Origin of the sequence: Beijerinckia indica subsp. indica ATCC 9039 (assembly GCF_000019845.1) — a bacterium.
In the GTDB taxonomy this organism is placed as follows: Bacteria; Pseudomonadota; Alphaproteobacteria; order Rhizobiales; family Beijerinckiaceae; genus Beijerinckia; species Beijerinckia indica.
Genome location: NC_010581.1, coordinates 3341578 through 3359000 on the forward strand (window position 1 = coordinate 3341578; position 17423 = coordinate 3359000).

Genomic DNA, 17423 nt, shown 5'->3' on the forward strand with positions numbered 1-17423 from the left:
GGATGATATCTGATTCTCATCAAAGACATCATCCCCTTTCGAGCAACGACGCCGATGAACCTTATGGGAGTTTGATTAAAGGGCGGAAATTTTCCACGACCTGCTCATAGACCGCGCGCTTGAAGGGAATGATGAGATCGGCCAGACGATCAATATTTTCCCAACGCCAGGCATCGAATTCGGGCTTATGCCCGCCATCCGGCGTTTCGATATTGATTTCGCTTTCCTGACCATCGAAACGCAGCGCGAACCATTTCTGCGTTTGGCCCTGAAACCGTCCTTTCCAGGAACGCTTGGAGAGGTCAGGCGGCAGATCATAGCTCAGCCATATAGGCAATTCGGCGAGCAGTGACGCGGAGGAAACATTGGTCTCTTCCCGCAATTCGCGCAAGGCCGCGTGATAAGGCTCTTCGCCCTCATCAATTCCGCCTTGCGGCATTTGCCATTCATGCCCCGACCGCAGATGTTCAGGAAGCTTCTTGCCGCGCCGACGGCCGATGAAAACAAGCCCTTCCTGATTCACAAGCATGATTCCGACGCAAGGGCGATAATGTCCGAAATCCATGCCTGTGCTTCACCTCGATTTTGATGCTTGATTTTGCGGCAAACCGCATGCGCTACAGCATCAAACCTGAAAGCGAAGACCCGATTCAGATCAATTTGATGCATTTGTAAAATTAATAGCATCGCTGAGGGTCGGATTCAACGAGCGATGCCATAGACGATACAGCCCCGAAGCAGAATTCGCTTCGGGGCCGGATTTCATTAATTCGGAACCTTCGCGGTTGCGGCGGGCGCAGGGGGAGGCACGTTATTCGATGCCTTATAGACGCCGCGCAGCATTTCTTCGGCCGCGATCAGTTGCTTGTCATTCTTGGGATCGGGCGGGACATAGGCCTGCGACCCGGTCTTTTCATCGTCGCCATTCTTCAGGTGCCCCTTGAGCGAGGCTTCACCCTTCAAATCATCCTTGCCCTTGAGCTCGTCCGGCACATCCTCGAGCACCTGAATATCAGGATCGATTCCCTTGGCCTGAATCGAGCGTCCGGAGGGCGTGTAATAACGCGCCGTGGTCAGTCGGACGGCGCCGTTCTGACCGAGCGGAATGATCGTCTGCACCGATCCCTTGCCGAAAGACCGCGTCCCGATCAAGGTCGCCCGCTTGTGATCCTGCAACGCGCCAGCCACGATTTCCGACGCCGAAGCCGAGCCACCATTGATCAGGACGATGATCGGCTTGCCCTTGGAAATATCGTTGGGCCGCGCATTATAGCGCATCGTCTCCTCGGCATTGCGGCCGCGCGTCGAGACGATCTCACCGTGATCGAGGAAGGCATTGGCGACGCCGATCGACTGATCGAGCAGACCACCCGGATTATTGCGCAGATCGAGAATATAACCCTTGAACTTATCGGCCGGGATTTCCGACAGGAATTTCTGAATGGCCTCGCGCACCCCATCAGTGGTCTGTTCATTGAACTGGGTGATGCGGATATAGCCGATATCGTCGCCTTCCTTGTGGTAGCGCACCGATTTGATCTGGATCATGGCGCGTGTCAGCTTGATATCCTGCGGATCTTTCTTTTCGCCGCGCAGGATTTTCAAGATCACATTCGTATTGGGCGCGCCACGCATCTTATCGACCGCCTGATTGAGACTCAGGCCCTGGACGCTTTCATTATCGATCGCAGTGATGATATCGCCGGCGAGAATGCCGGCCTTGGCTGCCGGCGTATCGTCGATCGGCGTGACGACCTTGATCAGACCATCTTCCTGCGTGACTTCGATGCCGAGCCCACCGAACTCGCCATGGGTCTGCACCTGCATGTCGCGGAAGCTTTTGGCGTCCATATAAGTAGAATGCGGATCAAGCGAGGTCAGCATGCCATTGATGGCCGCCTCAACGAGTTTCTGCTCGTCTGGCTTTTCGACATAATCGGAGCGGATCTTCTCAAAAACATCGCCGAAGAGATTGAGATTGCGATAGGTATCTGAAGCGGCGGCGCGCGCCGCGCCTTCGGGCGACAACCACACCTGATGATCAAGGGTAGCGATGGACGCCCCCAGAAAGGCGCCGAGCATAACCAGGGTAACCTTGCGCATTATCCGCGAACCTTCTGCAATTCCGGTTTCATCCACCATGGACCAGGATCAATAGCCACTCCATCCTTTCGGAATTCGACATAGAGGATGGGTTGTGGCGCGGCGATAGCGACCGAGGCGGCGGTCTTGGCTGTTCCATCGCCCATAACGGCAACGGCTTCGCCAGCCAGAATGAACTGCCCTACATTTACGTTAATACGTTCCATGCCGGCAAGGATAATATAATATCCCTGCCCTGCGTTGACGATCAAGAGTTGGCCATAAGTTCGATAAGGCCCGGCATAAGCGACCCAGCCATCGCAAGGCGCGCCGACGATCGCTTCCGGACGGGTCGCAAGCAGGAGACCCTTTTCGATGCCGCCAAGACCATCCGAAGCGCCATAGCCACGCAGCAGATTGCCGGCCACCGGCAGAGGGAGAAACCCTTTCGTATCGGCAAAGGCGCGGGCGGGCGCGAGTCGCGCGGGATCCTTGAAGGGCGCGGCGGCGGAAACCGTGCCGGCCGCAGCGCGCGCCTTTTGCGCCTCGTCGGCCTGACGCGCCGCTTCGGCGCCGCGCGCCGCCGCCGCCACTTCTGTCTCCATGCGGGTGATCAAATCTTTCAGATTGCCCGCCTGACGCGCCAGCTCGGCGGCGCGTTCCCGCTCGGCGCCCAAGGCTTGTTCCGCGTCACTCAAACCGGTCTGGCGCGCGGCGATCAGATTTTCGAGTCGCAGGCGTTCCTCGCGCATGCGGGCGCGGTCGGCATTCAGGCTGTCACGATCCGCTGAAATCGACTGGCGCAAGCGGACCAGTTCAGAGAGATCGCTCACCAGAGCCGCGGCCTCCGAACGCATTTCCGGCAAGACCGCGCCGAGCAGCATCGAGGTGCGGATGGCTTCCAGAATATCCTGAGGCGCGGCAAGCAAGGCTGGCGGCGCGCGGCGTCCCATGCGCTGCAAAGCCGCCAGAACCTCCGAAAGCGTCTTGCGCCGCCCCTCGAGGGAGTTTCGAATGCTCTCCTCGCTCGCGGTCAGAGTGTCGAGCCGGCGTTCCGTCTCGGCGATCTTCTCTTCGAGGCCAGAGACATTCTGCGTGGTCTCCACCAAAGCGGCGGCGAGTTTCGTGCGATCAGCCTTCAGAGAAGCGATTTCCGCCTCGATCTTCTGCCGCTGCGCCTGGGATTGCTCCAGCGTATCCTGCATGCCGCGCAATTCGAGCTTATGCGTCGCGAGATCATGCGCCTTAACATCGGCGTTCTTGGTCTCCTGGCTGGAGGCATTTTGCGCCAGCCCGTGGCCGATCAAGGCCAAGCCAAGCCCCAAAGCCGTTGCCGCCGTCACAATTGGCGGCAGGCCCTCCACGCGGATCGAAAAACCGGGAATGATCGCCTCCCACAAACGCTGAGACAGATTTAAGCGAACTTTTGCGAGAAGCAGCAGCCTAAACTATTAAATTTTGGCAAATAGACGATGATCAAATGGAAGCATGCTCGCACGATCATGCTCTATGATAGGGATGATGCCCCAAAATCGTCATCGCACGGTAAATTTGTTCCGCCGCCATGATGCGGACGAGCTGGTGCGGCCAGGTCATCTTGCCAAAGGCAAAAACAAAAGCGGCACTCTCGGTCAGAGCCGGTTCCAATCCATCCGCGCCGCCGATCAGAAAATGCATCATCGCTTTGCCTGAATCCCTCGCCTGACCGAGGCAATCTGCAAAACCCTCGCTGTCGATGGAACGGCCGTGTTCATCGAAGGCAACGATCAGACTCGCTGGCTGGAGAAGCGCGCGGATCGCCTTGCCCTCTTGGGCCTTGCGTTCGTCTCCGCGCCTCGCCCGGCTTTCCTCGATTTCCCGCAATTCCACTGAGGGAAAACCGATGGCCCGTCCAGCTTGCCCCGCCCGTTCAAGATAACGGGCCGTCAACTCCCGTTCAGCCCCGGCTTTGGTCCGGCCGATTCCGATGAGCTGGAGACGCATGCACTCGCTATCACACAAAAAATCCAGCATGTCCGGTGGCTCTCACACCACAATCATACAGATGACCGTGGATAGAACCTGCCGGACCGCCAAGATCTTGGGCCTCAACAATCGTCAGAGGGGGCGTTGCTCGGCCGGCCGGTCGAGCCCCCACATTTTCTCGAGATTATAGAACTGACGGACTTCAGGCCGGAAAACATGGACGATGACATCGCCGGCATCGACCAGCACCCAATCGCAGCTTTGCAAGCCTTCGATTTTCGGTGCAACACGACCAAGATCCTTAAGGACCTTGAGCAAATGATCGGCGATGGCTCCGACATGCGTATTGGAACGGCCGGAGGCGATGATCATGGCATCGGCGATCGTGGTTTTTCCATGCAGATCGATGGCGACAATATCCTCGGCTTTGGAATCCTCGAGGCTCGTCAAAACCGTCCGCACGACGGCACCGATATCGGGTTCAGTCGAACCATGTATCGGTTGGGGAGGGAGTTGCACCGCCCCAGAAAGAATCGCAGGGTTCAGCGTTTCGATCCTTTTGCAGCACCGGTCGATGGGACCGGGACCAGTCTTAAAATGACGTAAATGACAAAAAAGTTCAACTGGCTTGAAAATGGCGTTTTGGAGAGCGGGTTCGCAGATCAGGCTCGCGATTCGTTCTGGCGTGCCCGATCCGCCGCGAGCAAGGCGAGCCCCGAGGCGACCGATTGAAAGGCGTCGCCGATATGCACGCGTTTCTCGCCAAAACGCTCGACGAAGAGCGAGCGCACCGCCGGGACATAGGATGTGCCCCCGGTAAGAAAAACCGCATCGATCGCGTTCGGCGCGACATTCGCTGCAGCTAGCGCCTCGTCCATCGCCCGCGCAAGGGCGGCAATATCATCGGCGATCCAGGCCTCGAAATCCTTGCGCGCCACTTCCGCCTCAATCATGATCCCCTCGCGAGAGAAGCGGAAAGTGGCTTTTTCCTTCGACGAAAGCTCGGCCTTCAACGCGCCGACCGCGCGATGCAATTCGAAGCCGAGATCGCATTCGATCAAGGTGATCAGATCGGCCAATGCTCCCGGTTCTTCGGCTGAGGTCTGGAGCTTGCGCAATTCGGCCAGCGTCTGCGGCGATTTCAGCCAGGACAATTGGTGCCATTGCGCGAAGGCTGCGTGGAAATAGGCCGGGATCGGCAGAAGCTTGTCAAAGGAGCGATAGAGGCTTCCTTTGCCCAAGCGCGGCGCGATCACATGATCGAGAATGCGGTAATCGAATGTATCGCCGGCAACGCCGACGCCGGAATGCGCCAGCGGCTTCGCCTCGAGCTTTCCGTTTTCATGAGCAAAGGTCAGAACCGAGAAATCGCTCGTGCCACCGCCAAAATCGGCGACCAGAATCGTCTCATCATGATCGAGGCCGCGCGCATACCAATAAGCCGCGCCGAGCGGCTCATAGGCGAAATCGACTTGCTTCAGCCCGGCGCCCGAGAAGGATTGACGCAAGCGCTCCATGGCCAAAACGTCGTCGGGCCGCTCGCCAGCGAAAACCACGGGCCGGCCGCCGACCGCCGGAAGGCTTTCGGCCCGCCGCAAACCTTCCTCTCCCCAATGGCCCTCGCGAAAGAGGTCCATCAGAAAGGTCGAGATCAATTGCTCGACAGTAAAACGCTGACCATAGAGCCTCGTTTCGGTGAACAGACGACTCGCCAGATGTGTTTTAATAGATTGAATGAATCGCTGCTCGCCAGTCTCGGTCAAGGCGCGTGCGATCGCCTCGGGCCCGGCGGCATGCGCGACCTTGCGACCCTCGCGCCAAAACATCAAGGCACTGCGAAAGGTCTCGGTCCTATCACCCGGGACTGAGCTCCAGGCAGCATCCCAGCTCATGCTCTCGACTTGCCCGTCCGGCAAAGCAAAGGCAACGACACTATTGGTCGTACCGAAATCAATGCCAATGGCGATGGGCATTGTCTTGTTTGCATCGAGCATAGGCTGAGCCTCGTTTATTTTTTTGGAGCCAAAAGAAAACCCGCGCGGAAGATCCGCGCGGGCCTGATTTCCAAAGGCAGGTGAAACGAAATTATTCTTTCTTGCCGTCGCGAGCCTTCAAGGCCGCGCCGAGAATATCGCCCAGCGAGGCACCGGAATCGGCCGAACCATATTGGGCGATCGCTTCCTTCTCCTCGGCCACTTCGAGCGCCTTGATCGAAACCGCGATCTTGCGCGCGCGGCGATCGAACTGGGTGATGCGCACATCGACCTTCTCGCCAACAGCAAAACGCTCCGGCCGCTGATCGGCACGATCGCGTGCAAGTTCGGCCCGCTTGATGAAAGCGGTGAGATCGGTGCCAGCGATCTGGACTTCGAGCCCGCCTTCCTTCACTTCGAGCACTTCGCACGTGACGACAGCGCCCTTCTTGAGATCGCCGGATTCCTCACCAGCGACTTCCGGCGCCTTCACGGCGAAGGGATCGCTGGCAAGCTGCTTGATGCCGAGCGAAATCCGCTCCTTCTCCATATCGACGTCGAGGACCTTGGCGCGAACGATATCGCCCTTCTTGTAATCCTCGATCGCTTGCTCGCCTGGCTTGTTCCAGTCGAGATCGGAGAGATGCACCATGCCATCGACATCGCCATCGAGACCGATGAACAGGCCGAACTCGGTCTTGTTCTTGACCTCGCCCTCGACTTCGGAACCAACCGGATATTTCTCGGCGAAGGTCTCCCACGGATTGGCGAGCGTCTGTTTGAGGCCGAGCGAAATGCGGCGCTTGACGGGATCGACTTCCAGCACCTGGACATCGACTTCCTGGCTCGTCGCGACGATCTTGCCGGGATGCACGTTCTTCTTTGTCCAGGACATTTCGGAAACGTGGATCAAGCCCTCGATGCCGGGCTCCAGCTCGACGAACGCGCCGTAATCGGTGATATTCGTCACGCGGCCATGGAAGCGCGCATTGATCGGATATTTGGCCTCGATCCCCTGCCAGGGATCATCCAGCAATTGCTTCATACCGAGCGAGATGCGGTGCGTCTCGTGGTTGATCTTGATGATCTTGACACGAACCGTCTGGCCGATGGTCAGAACCTCGGTCGGATGATTGACGCGGCGCCAGGCAATATCGGTGACATGCAACAAACCGTCGATGCCGCCGAGATCGACGAAGGCACCGTAATCGGTGATGTTCTTCACCATACCTTCGATCACCTGACCTTCCTCGAGGTTGGCGACGATCTCATGGCGCTGCTCGGCGCGGGATTCCTCAAGAACCGTACGGCGCGAAACGACAATATTGCCACGGCGACGATCCATTTTCAGGATCTGGAAGGGCTGCGGCACCTGCATCAAGGGCGCGACATCGCGGATGGGCCGAATATCGACCTGGCTGCGCGGCAGGAAGGCCACGGCGCCGTCGAGATCAACGGTAAAGCCACCCTTAACTTGATTGAAGATGATGCCTTCAACCTTTTCCTGGTTCTCGAAAGCCTTTTCGAGCTTGACCCAGCTCTCTTCGCGCCGAGCCTTGTCGCGCGAGATCACCGCCTCGCCGAGCGCATTCTCGATCCGTTCGAGATAGACTTCGACCTCGTCGCCGACCTGCAGCGAACCTTCCCGGCCGGGGCCCTGAAATTCCTTGAGCGCGACGCGCCCCTCGGTCTTCAAACCGATATCGATAACGGCGACGTCTTTCTCGATGGCGACGACCCGGCCCTTAATGACCGAACCTTCAAGAGCTTCATTTTGGCCATAGCTCTCGTCAAGAAGCGCCGCGAAATCCTCGCGCGAGGGCGCGTAGGTGGAAGTTGATGCCATTGGGTCTCCTGGGTGCCTGAAAGTCAGGCGGCGCCGGCGGTGTCAAGGTTGCTGGGCTTGTCGACCGCCGGGAATCTTGTCGCTTCCGACAAGATCGCCGCATAGAGCGGGCCGGCGCATGGACGGCGGCAACAAGCAGGTGAAGATCACAATTTAGCAAGACGGGCTTGTGCCGACAAGGGGGCGGCCAAGGACTTTAGGCAGCACGGCGCCGCTAAATTCCGATCATCCATTTGCGATTCGTACCGCTTTGCGGCGCAATGACGAATGGTTCATTCGTCATCATTGCTGACGCCAAACCCGATTTCCGCCGCAAATGTCCTCTGTGCGCCGGGTGGCGGCACTGGAAACGGGCTTGCCCGATCGACAAGGGCGAGGCTTTCGACATCAAGATCGGCCTCGCCGCTGGATTGCAGCAATTCGAGATTGATCACCCGCCCCGCGTCGTCAAGGCTGAACCCCACCACGGCGCGGCCCCGCGCACCGCGCTGCAAGGCCGTTTCTGGATAATGTTTGGCTCGTTCCAGGAGACCGAAGACGATCACCTTATAGCTCATCAATTCGTCGCCATCCTCGCTCGGCATAGGCACGGCGACAGCGCGGAAACGATCGGGATCGAAGCCATAACCTGGATGCGCCAGGGCCTGGTCCCAAACGCTTTCCGACGAGCCTTGCGGCGACTGACCTCCCCGTTGAGGAGCGGGCATGGAACGCGCGGGGGCGCCATTCGTCCCGCCCGCCCGCCCGCCATTGGGCGCCATGGCATAGCGCGGCGGAGTCTGCGTCGGGGCTTCCTCTCGCTCGGCACGTGCGTGTTCCCGCTGCGTGGCGGCCGCGGTTTTATTCGCGTCAGACGCTTTCGGCTGAGGCTTCGCCGCTTGTGACTTGGCAGTTTGTGACTTGGCCGCATGAGATTGAGTGGCCGGCCTGGCCAGCTCTGACTTAGCTGTTTCGGCCTTGGTCGTCTCCGGCTTGGATGCTTCCTGTTTAGGCGGCTCCATTTTAGCCAAATTCGATTTGGATTGCTCAGGTTTGTCCTGCTCGGACTTAAGAGAGTCCGCCTTGGCCGTTTCAGACTTGGTTGGATCCTTCCCTTCCTCTCCACCCCCAGTTGCGTTTTTAGCCGCGTCAGCGTCTGAGGCCTGCTCTTCCTTCTGCTTGGCTGCAGCAAGGGCCGCGGACGTTCCCTCCCCAGTCGGCGTGCTCAGGGGCGTCTCAGGCTTTTGCTCCAGGACCACTTCCACGGGAATTTCCTCATGGGCCTTTTGCGGATCGGACGTTACATCTGGCCATAGAGCGATAAGCGCCAAAATGAGGCACAGATGAATCACGGCCGAAGCCGCGAGCAGGACTTCCCATCCCAAACGCGACCGCATCGCATTGCGCGTTTCCGCCTCGGCCAACGCCAGACGTTCTTCCTCCTGCGCCGTCAGCACGTCGCGCGCTGGAAGGGTTTCCGCCGAATTCTGACTGTCCTGCTCCGAATCGGCTGTCGCGGCGAGTTCCAATCCGTTGCCTTTGCTCGAAAACCGCCGTGAAGGCGAAAAGACACCATAATGTAGACGATTATTCAGAACTATTCTTGAATCCTTTCCCGAATATCCATCTGTTCAAGAAAACATGTGGAAATTCGGGACCATCGCCAAGAGCATCGTATGGGAATACATTTGTTCTGCCCTTTTTCCGCCTTCCCTACAAGCTTTGCGGTAATCGCTCCTTATACCAAAGGTCGTGAAGAACGGCCTTTGGTTCCTTTCTTGAATTTTCGCTTTTTCAAAGCGAGAGCGAAAGTTCAGGAGCGGTCCAACGGCCATCTATTATGACCCGTCGGTATTATTTCAGGAGGCCAGCTTTCGAATCCGATTGTCGACAATGGCCAAGGCAGCCTCGAACGCCGCTTCTATATCGAGATCGGTCGTATCGAGGAAGGTCGCATCAGCGGCCGCCCGAAACGGCGCAACGGGACGATTGGCGTCACGTTCGTCTCTTTGCCTGATCTCTTCCTGCACCACGGCCAGATCGCCCGGCTCACCGCGCCCTTGTAATTCCGCCGCACGCCGGGCCGCCCGTGCCTGCAAACTGGCGGTCACGAAGATTTTGACATCGGCATCAGGGCAGATCACTGTTCCGATATCACGTCCATCCAGCACAGCGCCGCCCGGTGTGCCAGCAAAACGGCGTTGCAGATCCTTCAGAGCCGCGCGGACATCCGGGATTGCGGCCACGATGGAGGCCGCCTGACCAATCTCATCACTTCGCAAGTTCGCGGCTTCAAGAGACGCGACATCGAGACCGCGCGCGGCAGCGGTTGCCTCAGCATGATTCTGGAGATCGCCCCCCGACACCAGCAAGGCCCGCGCGGTCGCGCGATACAGAAGACCGGTGTCGAGATGCGGCAAATTGAAATGCTGTGCCAGCCGGCGCGCCAAGGTTCCTTTGCCAGAAGCGGCGGGTCCATCAATGGCGATGATCATAAAAAAACTAGCTCCAGACATTCGCTCGCAATCTCTTTTCCATTTTGCCCGGGAAGATCAAGCGCGGCAATATCAGCGCGCCCTCCCTCTGCAAAGAGGGCTGCGGTAGAGAGAAAAGTTCGTGAAGCCAAGCTTGCGAACATTTCGCGGCGGTTCGGCATTCTCTCTAAGAAAGAGAGTTTCGAAGAGAAATTTTTTAAAGGAGCCTGGAACGAATGACCGGCACCGGATTTATTCGAGCCGCAAACTCCTCACAAAGAGAGAAAATCGCTTGGCTTATCGCTCATTTACCGTTTCCATTTGACAGAAAGGTTTTGCATCACTAACCGGAGCCCCCAAGTTTGCGCGCCCTGAGAGTCGGGCGGCCCCTGCTTGGTGAAATCCATCCTTGGCGAAGGCCATCGTCCCTATTGAGGTATGCCTGTGGCGAAACCAGAACTCGGCGGTAAGCACCAGTGCCAGAATTGCGGCACACGTTTTTTCGATTTGAACAGGTCGCCCATCGTCTGTCCGAAATGCGGGACTCTGTTCCAATCGCCAGCCCTGGCGCGGACAGCGCAACGAGCCACCACGGCGGCTGATGATGACGAGTTGGAACTCCCCGCGGGAGCCGAACTCATTTCTCTGGAAGATGCGGAAGCCGGCGACGACAAGGTCGTCATCGACGCCGATGCCGACGATGTGGAGATCGAGGTCGCCGACGATACGTTCCTCGAGGAAGAAGAAGAGGATAACGACGACGTCGCTGATTTGATCGACGGCGATTTAGAAGATGACGAAGAACGGTAAGGTTTAGCTTGTGGAGCGCGCGCGTTACGGCTATACAGCGGCCGTAACGAAGCCGTCACATCGGTTCGTACCGCTCACCGACCCAAACGGCGAGCTGTTCAAAAGGTCGGGGTCATAGCTCAGTTGGGAGAGCGCTTCAATGGCATTGAAGAGGTCGGCGGTTCGATTCCGCCTGGCTCCACCAACCTAAAACATTGTTTTAGCTAGATTTTCTCCATTCCGCCAAGCTCGATAAGTTCGAGGCTTGCGAAGGCCAAGCATGTCTCTTGTGACCTGTTCTTGTTTCAGACTAGACGCTTGATCTCACTCTTTGCGCTGCCTGTCCCCTGACGCTCGAATTGATTTCCGAAGCAGAGTCGCGAGTGCCTGAAGAGACCAGTTTGCGGTAGCCCCAACAAGAATCACCGCTCAAGACATGAACAAACGGTCGCTTTTTGCGTGCTGAAGTCGGCGGTGATCAGCGCTGATTCGTTCGGAAGGAAAGCTACGGCCGAATCTTGGGAATTCTGGCGCCCGATCGAGACCACGGTCTTTCAGGTTGAGCCGCCATCAACGAACGATCCTTCACCAGACGCGGCCACTTCCGTCATCCTTCGGCGTTCAATCTCCTGGTTCCAGCTCTTCAGCAGTCCCCGCGGACAGTCCAGCGGTGGTAAGACACTCATCCGATGTCACAGTCCTATTCAGCCCTGTTCTGACTGAGTATCTTGCGCATAATGTGCCGACGCGCTCTCTTTCGGCCGACCAGCGCATATCCTGCCTGCTCGAAAGCGGACACATAACCCCCAAAACGGTAGCTCGGAGAACCCAGATCAACGGGATACCCTTCAAGCAGCGTCGCTCCGTTTTTGGCTGCGTGCTCTTCCGCAGCCGCAAGCAACTTCCAAAACATCCCTTGTCCTCGGAAGGGTCTCAACACGAAGAAACAGACAATCGACCAGATTCTGTGCGTCTCATCACTCGGCATCCTATCGCTCATTGAAGCACGGTATGTGTCACGAGGAGCAATCGAGCACCAGGCGACAGGCTCCGAGTCCAGGTAGCCGAGCAGCCCAACGGGCTCTCCAGATGATATGCGTCTCTTCATCTCAAGCTTTTTGGCGGCGGCCGGTCGCTCCTCGGTCGGGAAAGCCTCCACTGTTCGCCATATTGTACACCAGCACGATTTTGGGCCTCCCCGGCTCTCGAAAAGTCTTTCGAAGTCGTGCCAATTATCCGAAGTAACGGGCCGAAATGTCATTTTATCAACCATCGCAACAACACCTCACTTGGCAAATATCTTAGTTCGATCCTGTTTCGGGTTGACGGCATCATGCCGTCAAACGGACCAAGGATCAGCGCAATGAAGCGCAGGAGGCGTCTGTTGCAGCGAAGCCAGTCGTATGCGAGATCGATGTCAGGCGGCTGATCGTACCGGCTGACGAAGAATGGTTTTCAGCTTCGCGACAGAAGTTTTGCGCGGATCGGAGAGATAGATTTCGTGATGGTGCCCGGCTTCAACGAGGCCCCTGGCAGGCAGGACGTCGTCATGCAGTTTCTTAAGGACCGGGCCCTCATCATCGTAAGAGCCTATGTGAAGTGTCTGCACGACCTGACCTTCCTCAAGATGGACAAGACGCAACTTCGACAGCGCAGGCAATCGCTTCTTCTCCTGGGCACGTGTGATAGCCGCTTTTGCCATGGCTTCCCCAATGAAATTTGGGATGAGAATCATCATCCGCCAGCGCCAACGGTCCTTTCGGCGCGCCGTGAAGTCAGCCATGTCGTCGGCCCACCAGAGCCCTTCAAGTGGTGGCACAACATAGTCGCGCTCCAGGATCTCTTTGCTCATGAACTTGAGTGTGTAAGAGGCAGCATAGAGCGCCTCGACAGCCGCCATGTATTCTGGCACAGCGTTCGGGTCTCCCGCACCATCAAACGAGAAATATGTGAGGGGTGGTAGGTCGAGAACGATAAATTCGCCAACCCGGCCGCTGTACAATGCCTTGTACTGCTTTTTGATATCAATCTTTTCCACCGGAGACTCCGAGAGCAGCGAAACAACGATGACGATGGGAAGCAATCACTGCCGGCTTCATGCTAATGTCACGGTGGTAGCTCCATTTAAGCATGAAATTGTTCCCTCAATCGCATGTTGGTGACACGAGAGGAAGACTATGCGGCCATACCGGTCAGATGCTGTCAGGTATGGCTGGCATTCGGAGAGGATGACTGACTTCGACGATATTGCGATGGAGCAACGCCGAAGAGCCGACGGAAATCTTGCGCCAGATGCGCCTGGTCGAAATATCCGAGTTCAGCAGCCAGCGTGGCAAGCGGCACACTGGAACCTGAAGCGAGAAGAACGGCCGCATCCTGCAGCCGATAACGCTGGATGACCCACTTGGGTGAAACCCCGACATAATCACAGAAGAGCCTCTGCAACGCGCGCAGGCTCATCCCGAACTCCCTCGCCAAGGCCTCGGTCCGCCTTGCACCATCTTCACGACGAATTGCCGCGATGATCGAGCAAACGAGATCCACAGTATCGTCGGGATCGGGGAGTCGAGGCTCGAGCAAAGCCTCGGCTGCGCTCACAATGCTCCCGTGGGAGCCATGCGCCAGAAGGCTGGCTTCAACGGCAGGCGAGCTCCAGCCGGTCAATGTATCGATGACGATCCTCCGTCCTGTGAGTGCCGACACCGGATGATTCAGGAACGGGCGAAGACCGCCCGCGCGAAACCTCATCCCATAGGCTCGACCTTGCCCCTGCAGCTTTCGCTCTTCCAGGCCGCGCACGACCCCGAACAGCGCGGTTTCCCCAGGGGAGACCACCAAATGCGCGTGTGGAGATGGAATGACGCGTTGAACCTCCCCTGCCAAGCCACGCAGATCCCATTCGATGATCCAGTGATGGTCGATGAAGAGCTGAAATTGGGCCGATGGCACATATCGCCGGACGCGGATGCGCTGTGCCGAGCTATGAGGGTCGATGATGCCCCGCGGCAAGGCTTGCTCTCCGAGCGCAGCGCCGTCGCATTTTTCCAAGTCGCCTCCCGTCAGGCATCGTAGTCTAAGCGCCTCGGGGCTGTTCACCCTTCGGTCAACGTCATTCAGGTTATCTCTTTCCATGCGAAAATTATGGCCATGGATCGTCAGCGCTGTGTTCAGCTGGGCTGCGTTCGTTTTCGTAAACAATTCCAATCTTCTTACGAGAAGCGAGTCGGGGGCTCCGACATTATTGGCGCATCGTGGCATTTCGCAGGATTTCGACAGGACTGGGTTGCAGAACGACACTTGCACGGCCACTCGCATGTTGCCGCCCACACATGCCTATCTCGAAAATACAATTGCCTCCTTGCGGGCGGGTTTCGAGGCCGGCGCCGCCATCATCGAGTTCGACGTTCATCCCACTACAGATGGTCAGTTCGCAGTCTTTCATGACTGGACCCTGGATTGCCGTACCGATGGCCACGGCGTGACCCGGGAGCATTCGATGGCGCGGTTGAAAGCTCTCGATATCGGTTACGGTTACACGGCCGATGGCGGGCGAACCTTTCCCTTCCGGGGAAAGGGCGTCGGACTCATGCCCTCGCTGGACGAGGTGCTGATGACCTTTCCGGATGGTCGTTTCCTCATCAATATCAAGAGCAATGATCCAAACGAAGGACGTCTCCTTGCGACCACCTTGCGGAGCCGGCTCGCCGAAGATGTCAGCCGGCTCATGATTTATGGTGGAGATGCGCCGATTGCCGTCCTGAGAGCGGTAATGCCCAACATGCGCACGATGTCTCGCGGCACGCTGAAAGCATGCCTCTATTCTTATATTGGCTATGGCTGGACCGGAATGGTGCCATCCACCTGTCACAACAGCATCGTCTTCGTTCCGATCAACATTGCGCCATGGCTATGGGGATGGCCCAATCGCTTCCTCGACCGCATGGACAAAGCGGGAAGCGCTGTCTTCGTCATTGGTCCCTACAGCGGTGGTGATTTCTCATCCGGCATCGACACCCCTGATGACATTCGCCGCCTGCCGAATGATTACACAGGCGGCATTCTGACGAACGAACTCCAGCGTGTCGCGCCAGATCTCACACATTCGAGCAGGTAACATGTGGCAGAACAGGATCAGGAGCGCGGCTCGCGATAGGACCGCGCCATGTCGCTTGTGATCTCTGCCATCTTGTCGCGAAGTTCAGGCGGCTCGAGCACCTCGGCCTCCGCTCCGAGACGCAACAGGTCGGCAACGGCTTGCCACATCTTTCCGACAGGCAGTGTCGCGATACGCCAACCTTCACTGTCTGCTTCTTGATCCAGCTTCGTCCTATCCCGGACGTAGGGCGGGCTGAGCGCGGCCAGAAGTTTCACGCCGGTTGGAGAGAGACGAAGCTTCGCGGTGATCGGATGGAGCTCTGCTTCCAACTGCTCGGTGGCTTTGCGCCAATAGATGGGAAGGTCGAACGCTTCGGGCCGTTCGAACTGTTCCTCGAGCACAGTGAGTTCGAGTATGCGGGAGATCCTGTAGGTTCGGGCACTGTCACCGACCTGGCCGACGAGATACCAGGACCCGCCCTTCAACACGATCCCGAGCGGTGCAACCCGGCGGTTCTTTTCGGCTTTCCAGCTTTGATAGCGCATCTGGATGGCTGCCTGACGCCACACGGCATCGGCGATTGTCGCCAAATGAGCTGGCTGTTCGGCTTCGGAGAACCAAGCCGGCGCGTCGAGATGGAAGCGGCTGCGCATCCGTTCCGCGCTCGATCGCAAATCCTGCGGCAGAGCCGCGAGGAGCTTGGTCTGTGCCGCGGCCATGACGCCACCGAGCCCAAGATCGGCTGCGGGGCCAGACAGTCCCGCAAGAAACAGCGACTCCGCTTCCCGGGGCGAAAGGCCATTCAACCGAACACGATAGCCGTCGAGCAATCGATACCCACCCTCCGATCCTCGCTCGCTATAGACCGGGATACCGGCGGCGCTCAGGGCATCGATATCGCGGTAGATCGTCCGGAGCGACACCTCGCATTCGTCAGCAAGCGCCTGCGCGGTCACCCGTCCCCGGGCCTGTAGCGTTGTGAGAATGGAAAGAAGCCGGCTTGCTCGCATGATGCGATCATCCTAAACCAACCTGACAGAATCTGACAGGTATAGCGCGATAGATTGAGCGTCATCGTGAAATCAGCAGCAAGCGAGAGCCACATGACAAAGCCGATCCTCAATATCGCCGACGTCGACCTCCAACCCCGGCCGCCGCAATACGCCCCGACTGGCGCGGCAGCAGAAATCATCGACGCAAGGGTCGCTTTCGTGTCCCGGCAGTTCGGCACGAGCAAGCTCGCTTACAACGTGACCGCGATACCGCCCGGCAAGCGCGCCTTCCCGTTCCACAATCATCAAACCAATGACGAAATGTTCTTGATCCTGTCAGGCAACGGGGAAATCCGGATCGGCCAAGACAGCCATGCCATCCGGCCTGGGGATATCATCTCCTGCCCGGCCGGCGGGCCAGAGACGGCACACCAGATGGTCAACACCGGATCGGAAGAACTACGCTTTCTTGCCGTAAGTTCGATGTATTCGCCCGATATCGTCGAATATCCCGACAGTGGCCGTTTCGGCATTCTTGCCGATTTCGCGCCCACACCGGATGGTCAGCCACGAAGGCTGATGTATGTCGGGCGCGAGAATGATAGCTTACCCTATTGGGACAGCTGATCGCGGAACACCCAAAGCCTCAACAACGCCCCTTCATGATCTCGCCAATGGCTTGGACATATCTCTTTGAAACGCCGTGGGGTCTCTGCGCCCTGCAATGGTCTGATCTCGGCGTGGTCGGCGTGCGTTTACCATCGCACGAGGCTCCGATTGACCACGATTTTCGCCGCGCGAACCGCCATCCGACCGCCGAGGTCGTACAATGGGGTGACATGCTGCGCAGCTACTTTGCCGGCGATACTGTCAATTTCCGCACGGTGCCACTCGATCAGATGGGCGTCTCGGAGACAAAACAAGCGATCTATGCTGCCCTGCGCGAAGTGGAATATGGACAAACGACAAGCTATGGCGCGCTTGCGATCCGCGCCGGGCATCCGGGCGCCGCGCGTGCCGTAGGAACTGCCATGGCACGTAACCGATGGCCGATCATCGTGCCGTGCCATCGGGTCTTGGCGAAGAACGGTGCTCTTGGCGGATTTTCAGCGCCCGGCGGCGTGAACACCAAGCGTCGTCTCCTTGAGCTTGAAGGTGCCGTGGCTGACAGCGACAAGCCTCTTCCGCCGGGGCTCTTCGACAAGACCTAAAGCGCCATATTCGCCG

17 protein-coding genes and 1 tRNA gene are annotated in these 17423 nt (G+C 58.0%); 5 read left to right on the forward strand and 13 right to left on the reverse strand.

Annotated elements, in window-relative coordinates; genetic code table 11:
* Positions 1 to 61 precede the first annotated feature (61 nt).
* From BIND_RS14780 to cmk, 9 genes are all read right to left on the reverse strand, one after another.
* Positions 62 to 565, reverse strand: coding sequence for an RNA pyrophosphohydrolase (locus BIND_RS14780; protein ID WP_012385849.1), 504 nt, complete (start codon positions 563 to 565; stop codon positions 62 to 64).
* A gap of 200 nt (positions 566 to 765) precedes the next feature.
* Positions 766 to 2103 (reverse strand): S41 family peptidase, encoded by a 1338-nt coding sequence (locus BIND_RS14785; RefSeq protein WP_012385850.1) that lies wholly within the window; start codon positions 2101 to 2103, stop codon positions 766 to 768.
* The gene (locus BIND_RS14790) at positions 2103 to 3482 is read right to left on the reverse strand and encodes a murein hydrolase activator EnvC family protein (protein ID WP_012385851.1); all 1380 of its coding nucleotides are present in this window, start codon (positions 3480 to 3482) and stop codon (positions 2103 to 2105) included. The genes BIND_RS14785 and BIND_RS14790 overlap by 1 nt, the downstream gene beginning before the upstream one ends.
* A 100-nt stretch (positions 3483 to 3582) precedes the next feature.
* The gene (gene rlmH / locus BIND_RS14795) at positions 3583 to 4065 is read right to left on the reverse strand and encodes a 23S rRNA (pseudouridine(1915)-N(3))-methyltransferase RlmH (RefSeq protein WP_041778129.1); all 483 of its coding nucleotides are present in this window, start codon (positions 4063 to 4065) and stop codon (positions 3583 to 3585) included.
* 114 nt (positions 4066 to 4179) lie between these two features.
* Positions 4180 to 4566: a ribosome silencing factor gene (gene rsfS / locus BIND_RS14800; RefSeq protein ID WP_012385853.1), complete on the reverse strand. Its 387-nt coding sequence runs from the start codon at positions 4564 to 4566 to the stop codon at positions 4180 to 4182.
* A 143-nt stretch (positions 4567 to 4709) separates the two neighbouring features.
* A complete protein-coding gene (locus tag BIND_RS14805) occupies positions 4710 to 6041 on the reverse strand; it encodes an Hsp70 family protein (protein ID WP_012385854.1) in 1332 nt (443 codons plus the stop codon).
* Between the two features lie 91 nt (positions 6042 to 6132).
* Entirely contained in the window at positions 6133 to 7866 is a 1734-nt protein-coding gene (gene rpsA, locus BIND_RS14810; RefSeq protein WP_012385855.1) for a 30S ribosomal protein S1, read from the reverse strand.
* 272 nt (positions 7867 to 8138) lie between these two features.
* Entirely contained in the window at positions 8139 to 9374 is a 1236-nt protein-coding gene (locus BIND_RS14815; RefSeq protein ID WP_012385856.1) for an energy transducer TonB, read from the reverse strand.
* Between the two features lie 330 nt (positions 9375 to 9704).
* Entirely contained in the window at positions 9705 to 10340 is a 636-nt protein-coding gene (gene cmk, locus BIND_RS14825) for a (d)CMP kinase (protein ID WP_012385857.1), read from the reverse strand.
* Positions 10341 to 10763: 423 nt separating this feature from the next.
* Between cmk and BIND_RS14830 the strand changes: the two genes are divergently transcribed.
* Positions 10764 to 11129, forward strand: coding sequence for a TIGR02300 family protein (locus tag BIND_RS14830; protein ID WP_012385858.1), 366 nt, complete (start codon positions 10764 to 10766; stop codon positions 11127 to 11129).
* Positions 11130 to 11237: 108 nt separating this feature from the next.
* Positions 11238 to 11313 (forward strand) — tRNA-Ala (locus BIND_RS14835).
* Between the two features lie 495 nt (positions 11314 to 11808).
* Here BIND_RS14835 and BIND_RS22365 read toward each other — a convergent pair.
* The 3 genes from BIND_RS22365 to BIND_RS14850 all read right to left on the reverse strand — a co-directional run bounded on the left by BIND_RS22365 (position 11809) and on the right by BIND_RS14850 (position 14156).
* On the reverse strand, positions 11809 to 12381 hold the full coding sequence (locus BIND_RS22365) for a GNAT family N-acetyltransferase (protein ID WP_012385859.1): 573 nt from the start codon (positions 12379 to 12381) through the stop codon (positions 11809 to 11811).
* 144 nt (positions 12382 to 12525) lie between these two features.
* Entirely contained in the window at positions 12526 to 13146 is a 621-nt protein-coding gene (locus BIND_RS14845) for a GyrI-like domain-containing protein (protein WP_012385860.1), read from the reverse strand.
* Positions 13147 to 13310: 164 nt separating this feature from the next.
* Positions 13311 to 14156 (reverse strand): AraC family transcriptional regulator, encoded by an 846-nt coding sequence (locus tag BIND_RS14850; protein ID WP_050764034.1) that lies wholly within the window; start codon positions 14154 to 14156, stop codon positions 13311 to 13313.
* Between the two features lie 82 nt (positions 14157 to 14238).
* Here BIND_RS14850 and BIND_RS14855 point away from each other — a divergent pair, with 82 nt between their 5' ends.
* On the forward strand, positions 14239 to 15222 hold the full coding sequence (locus tag BIND_RS14855) for a glycerophosphodiester phosphodiesterase family protein (RefSeq protein ID WP_041778131.1): 984 nt from the start codon (positions 14239 to 14241) through the stop codon (positions 15220 to 15222).
* 17 nt (positions 15223 to 15239) lie between these two features.
* Here the strand turns inward: BIND_RS14855 and BIND_RS14860 are convergent, their stop codons facing one another.
* Positions 15240 to 16214: a helix-turn-helix transcriptional regulator gene (locus BIND_RS14860; protein ID WP_012385863.1), complete on the reverse strand. Its 975-nt coding sequence runs from the start codon at positions 16212 to 16214 to the stop codon at positions 15240 to 15242.
* Positions 16215 to 16307: 93 nt separating this feature from the next.
* On the opposite strand from BIND_RS14860, the gene BIND_RS14865 reads away from it, so the two are divergent.
* Both BIND_RS14865 and BIND_RS14870 read left to right on the forward strand, forming a co-directional pair.
* Positions 16308 to 16823, forward strand: a complete 516-nt coding sequence (locus BIND_RS14865; protein ID WP_012385864.1) for a cupin domain-containing protein — start codon at positions 16308 to 16310, stop codon at positions 16821 to 16823.
* A gap of 47 nt (positions 16824 to 16870) precedes the next feature.
* Entirely contained in the window at positions 16871 to 17407 is a 537-nt protein-coding gene (locus BIND_RS14870; protein ID WP_081433826.1) for a methylated-DNA--[protein]-cysteine S-methyltransferase, read from the forward strand.
* Positions 17408 to 17423: the final 16 nt, after the last annotated feature.

Bases quoted from the DNA above. Each gene is read 5' to 3' on its own strand.
- BIND_RS14780 (WP_012385849.1), bottom strand. From the start codon at position 565: ATGGATTTCGGACATTATCGCCCTTGCGTCGGAATCATGCTTGTGAAT.
- BIND_RS14785 (WP_012385850.1), bottom strand. From the start codon at position 2,103: ATGCGCAAGGTTACCCTGGTTATGCTCGGCGCCTTTCTGGGGGCGTCC.
- rlmH (WP_041778129.1), bottom strand. From the start codon at position 4,065: ATGCGTCTCCAGCTCATCGGAATCGGCCGGACCAAAGCCGGGGCTGAA.
- BIND_RS14805 (WP_012385854.1), bottom strand. From the start codon at position 6,041: ATGCTCGATGCAAACAAGACAATGCCCATCGCCATTGGCATTGATTTC.
- rpsA (WP_012385855.1), bottom strand. From the start codon at position 7,866: ATGGCATCAACTTCCACCTACGCGCCCTCGCGCGAGGATTTCGCGGCG.
- cmk (WP_012385857.1), bottom strand. From the start codon at position 10,340: ATGATCATCGCCATTGATGGACCCGCCGCTTCTGGCAAAGGAACCTTG.
- BIND_RS22365 (WP_012385859.1), bottom strand. From the start codon at position 12,381: ATGGTTGATAAAATGACATTTCGGCCCGTTACTTCGGATAATTGGCAC.
- BIND_RS14855 (WP_041778131.1), top strand. From the start codon at position 14,239: ATGCGAAAATTATGGCCATGGATCGTCAGCGCTGTGTTCAGCTGGGCT.
- BIND_RS14860 (WP_012385863.1), bottom strand. From the start codon at position 16,214: ATGCGAGCAAGCCGGCTTCTTTCCATTCTCACAACGCTACAGGCCCGG.
- BIND_RS14865 (WP_012385864.1), top strand. From the start codon at position 16,308: ATGACAAAGCCGATCCTCAATATCGCCGACGTCGACCTCCAACCCCGG.
- BIND_RS14870 (WP_081433826.1), top strand. From the start codon at position 16,871: ATGGCTTGGACATATCTCTTTGAAACGCCGTGGGGTCTCTGCGCCCTG.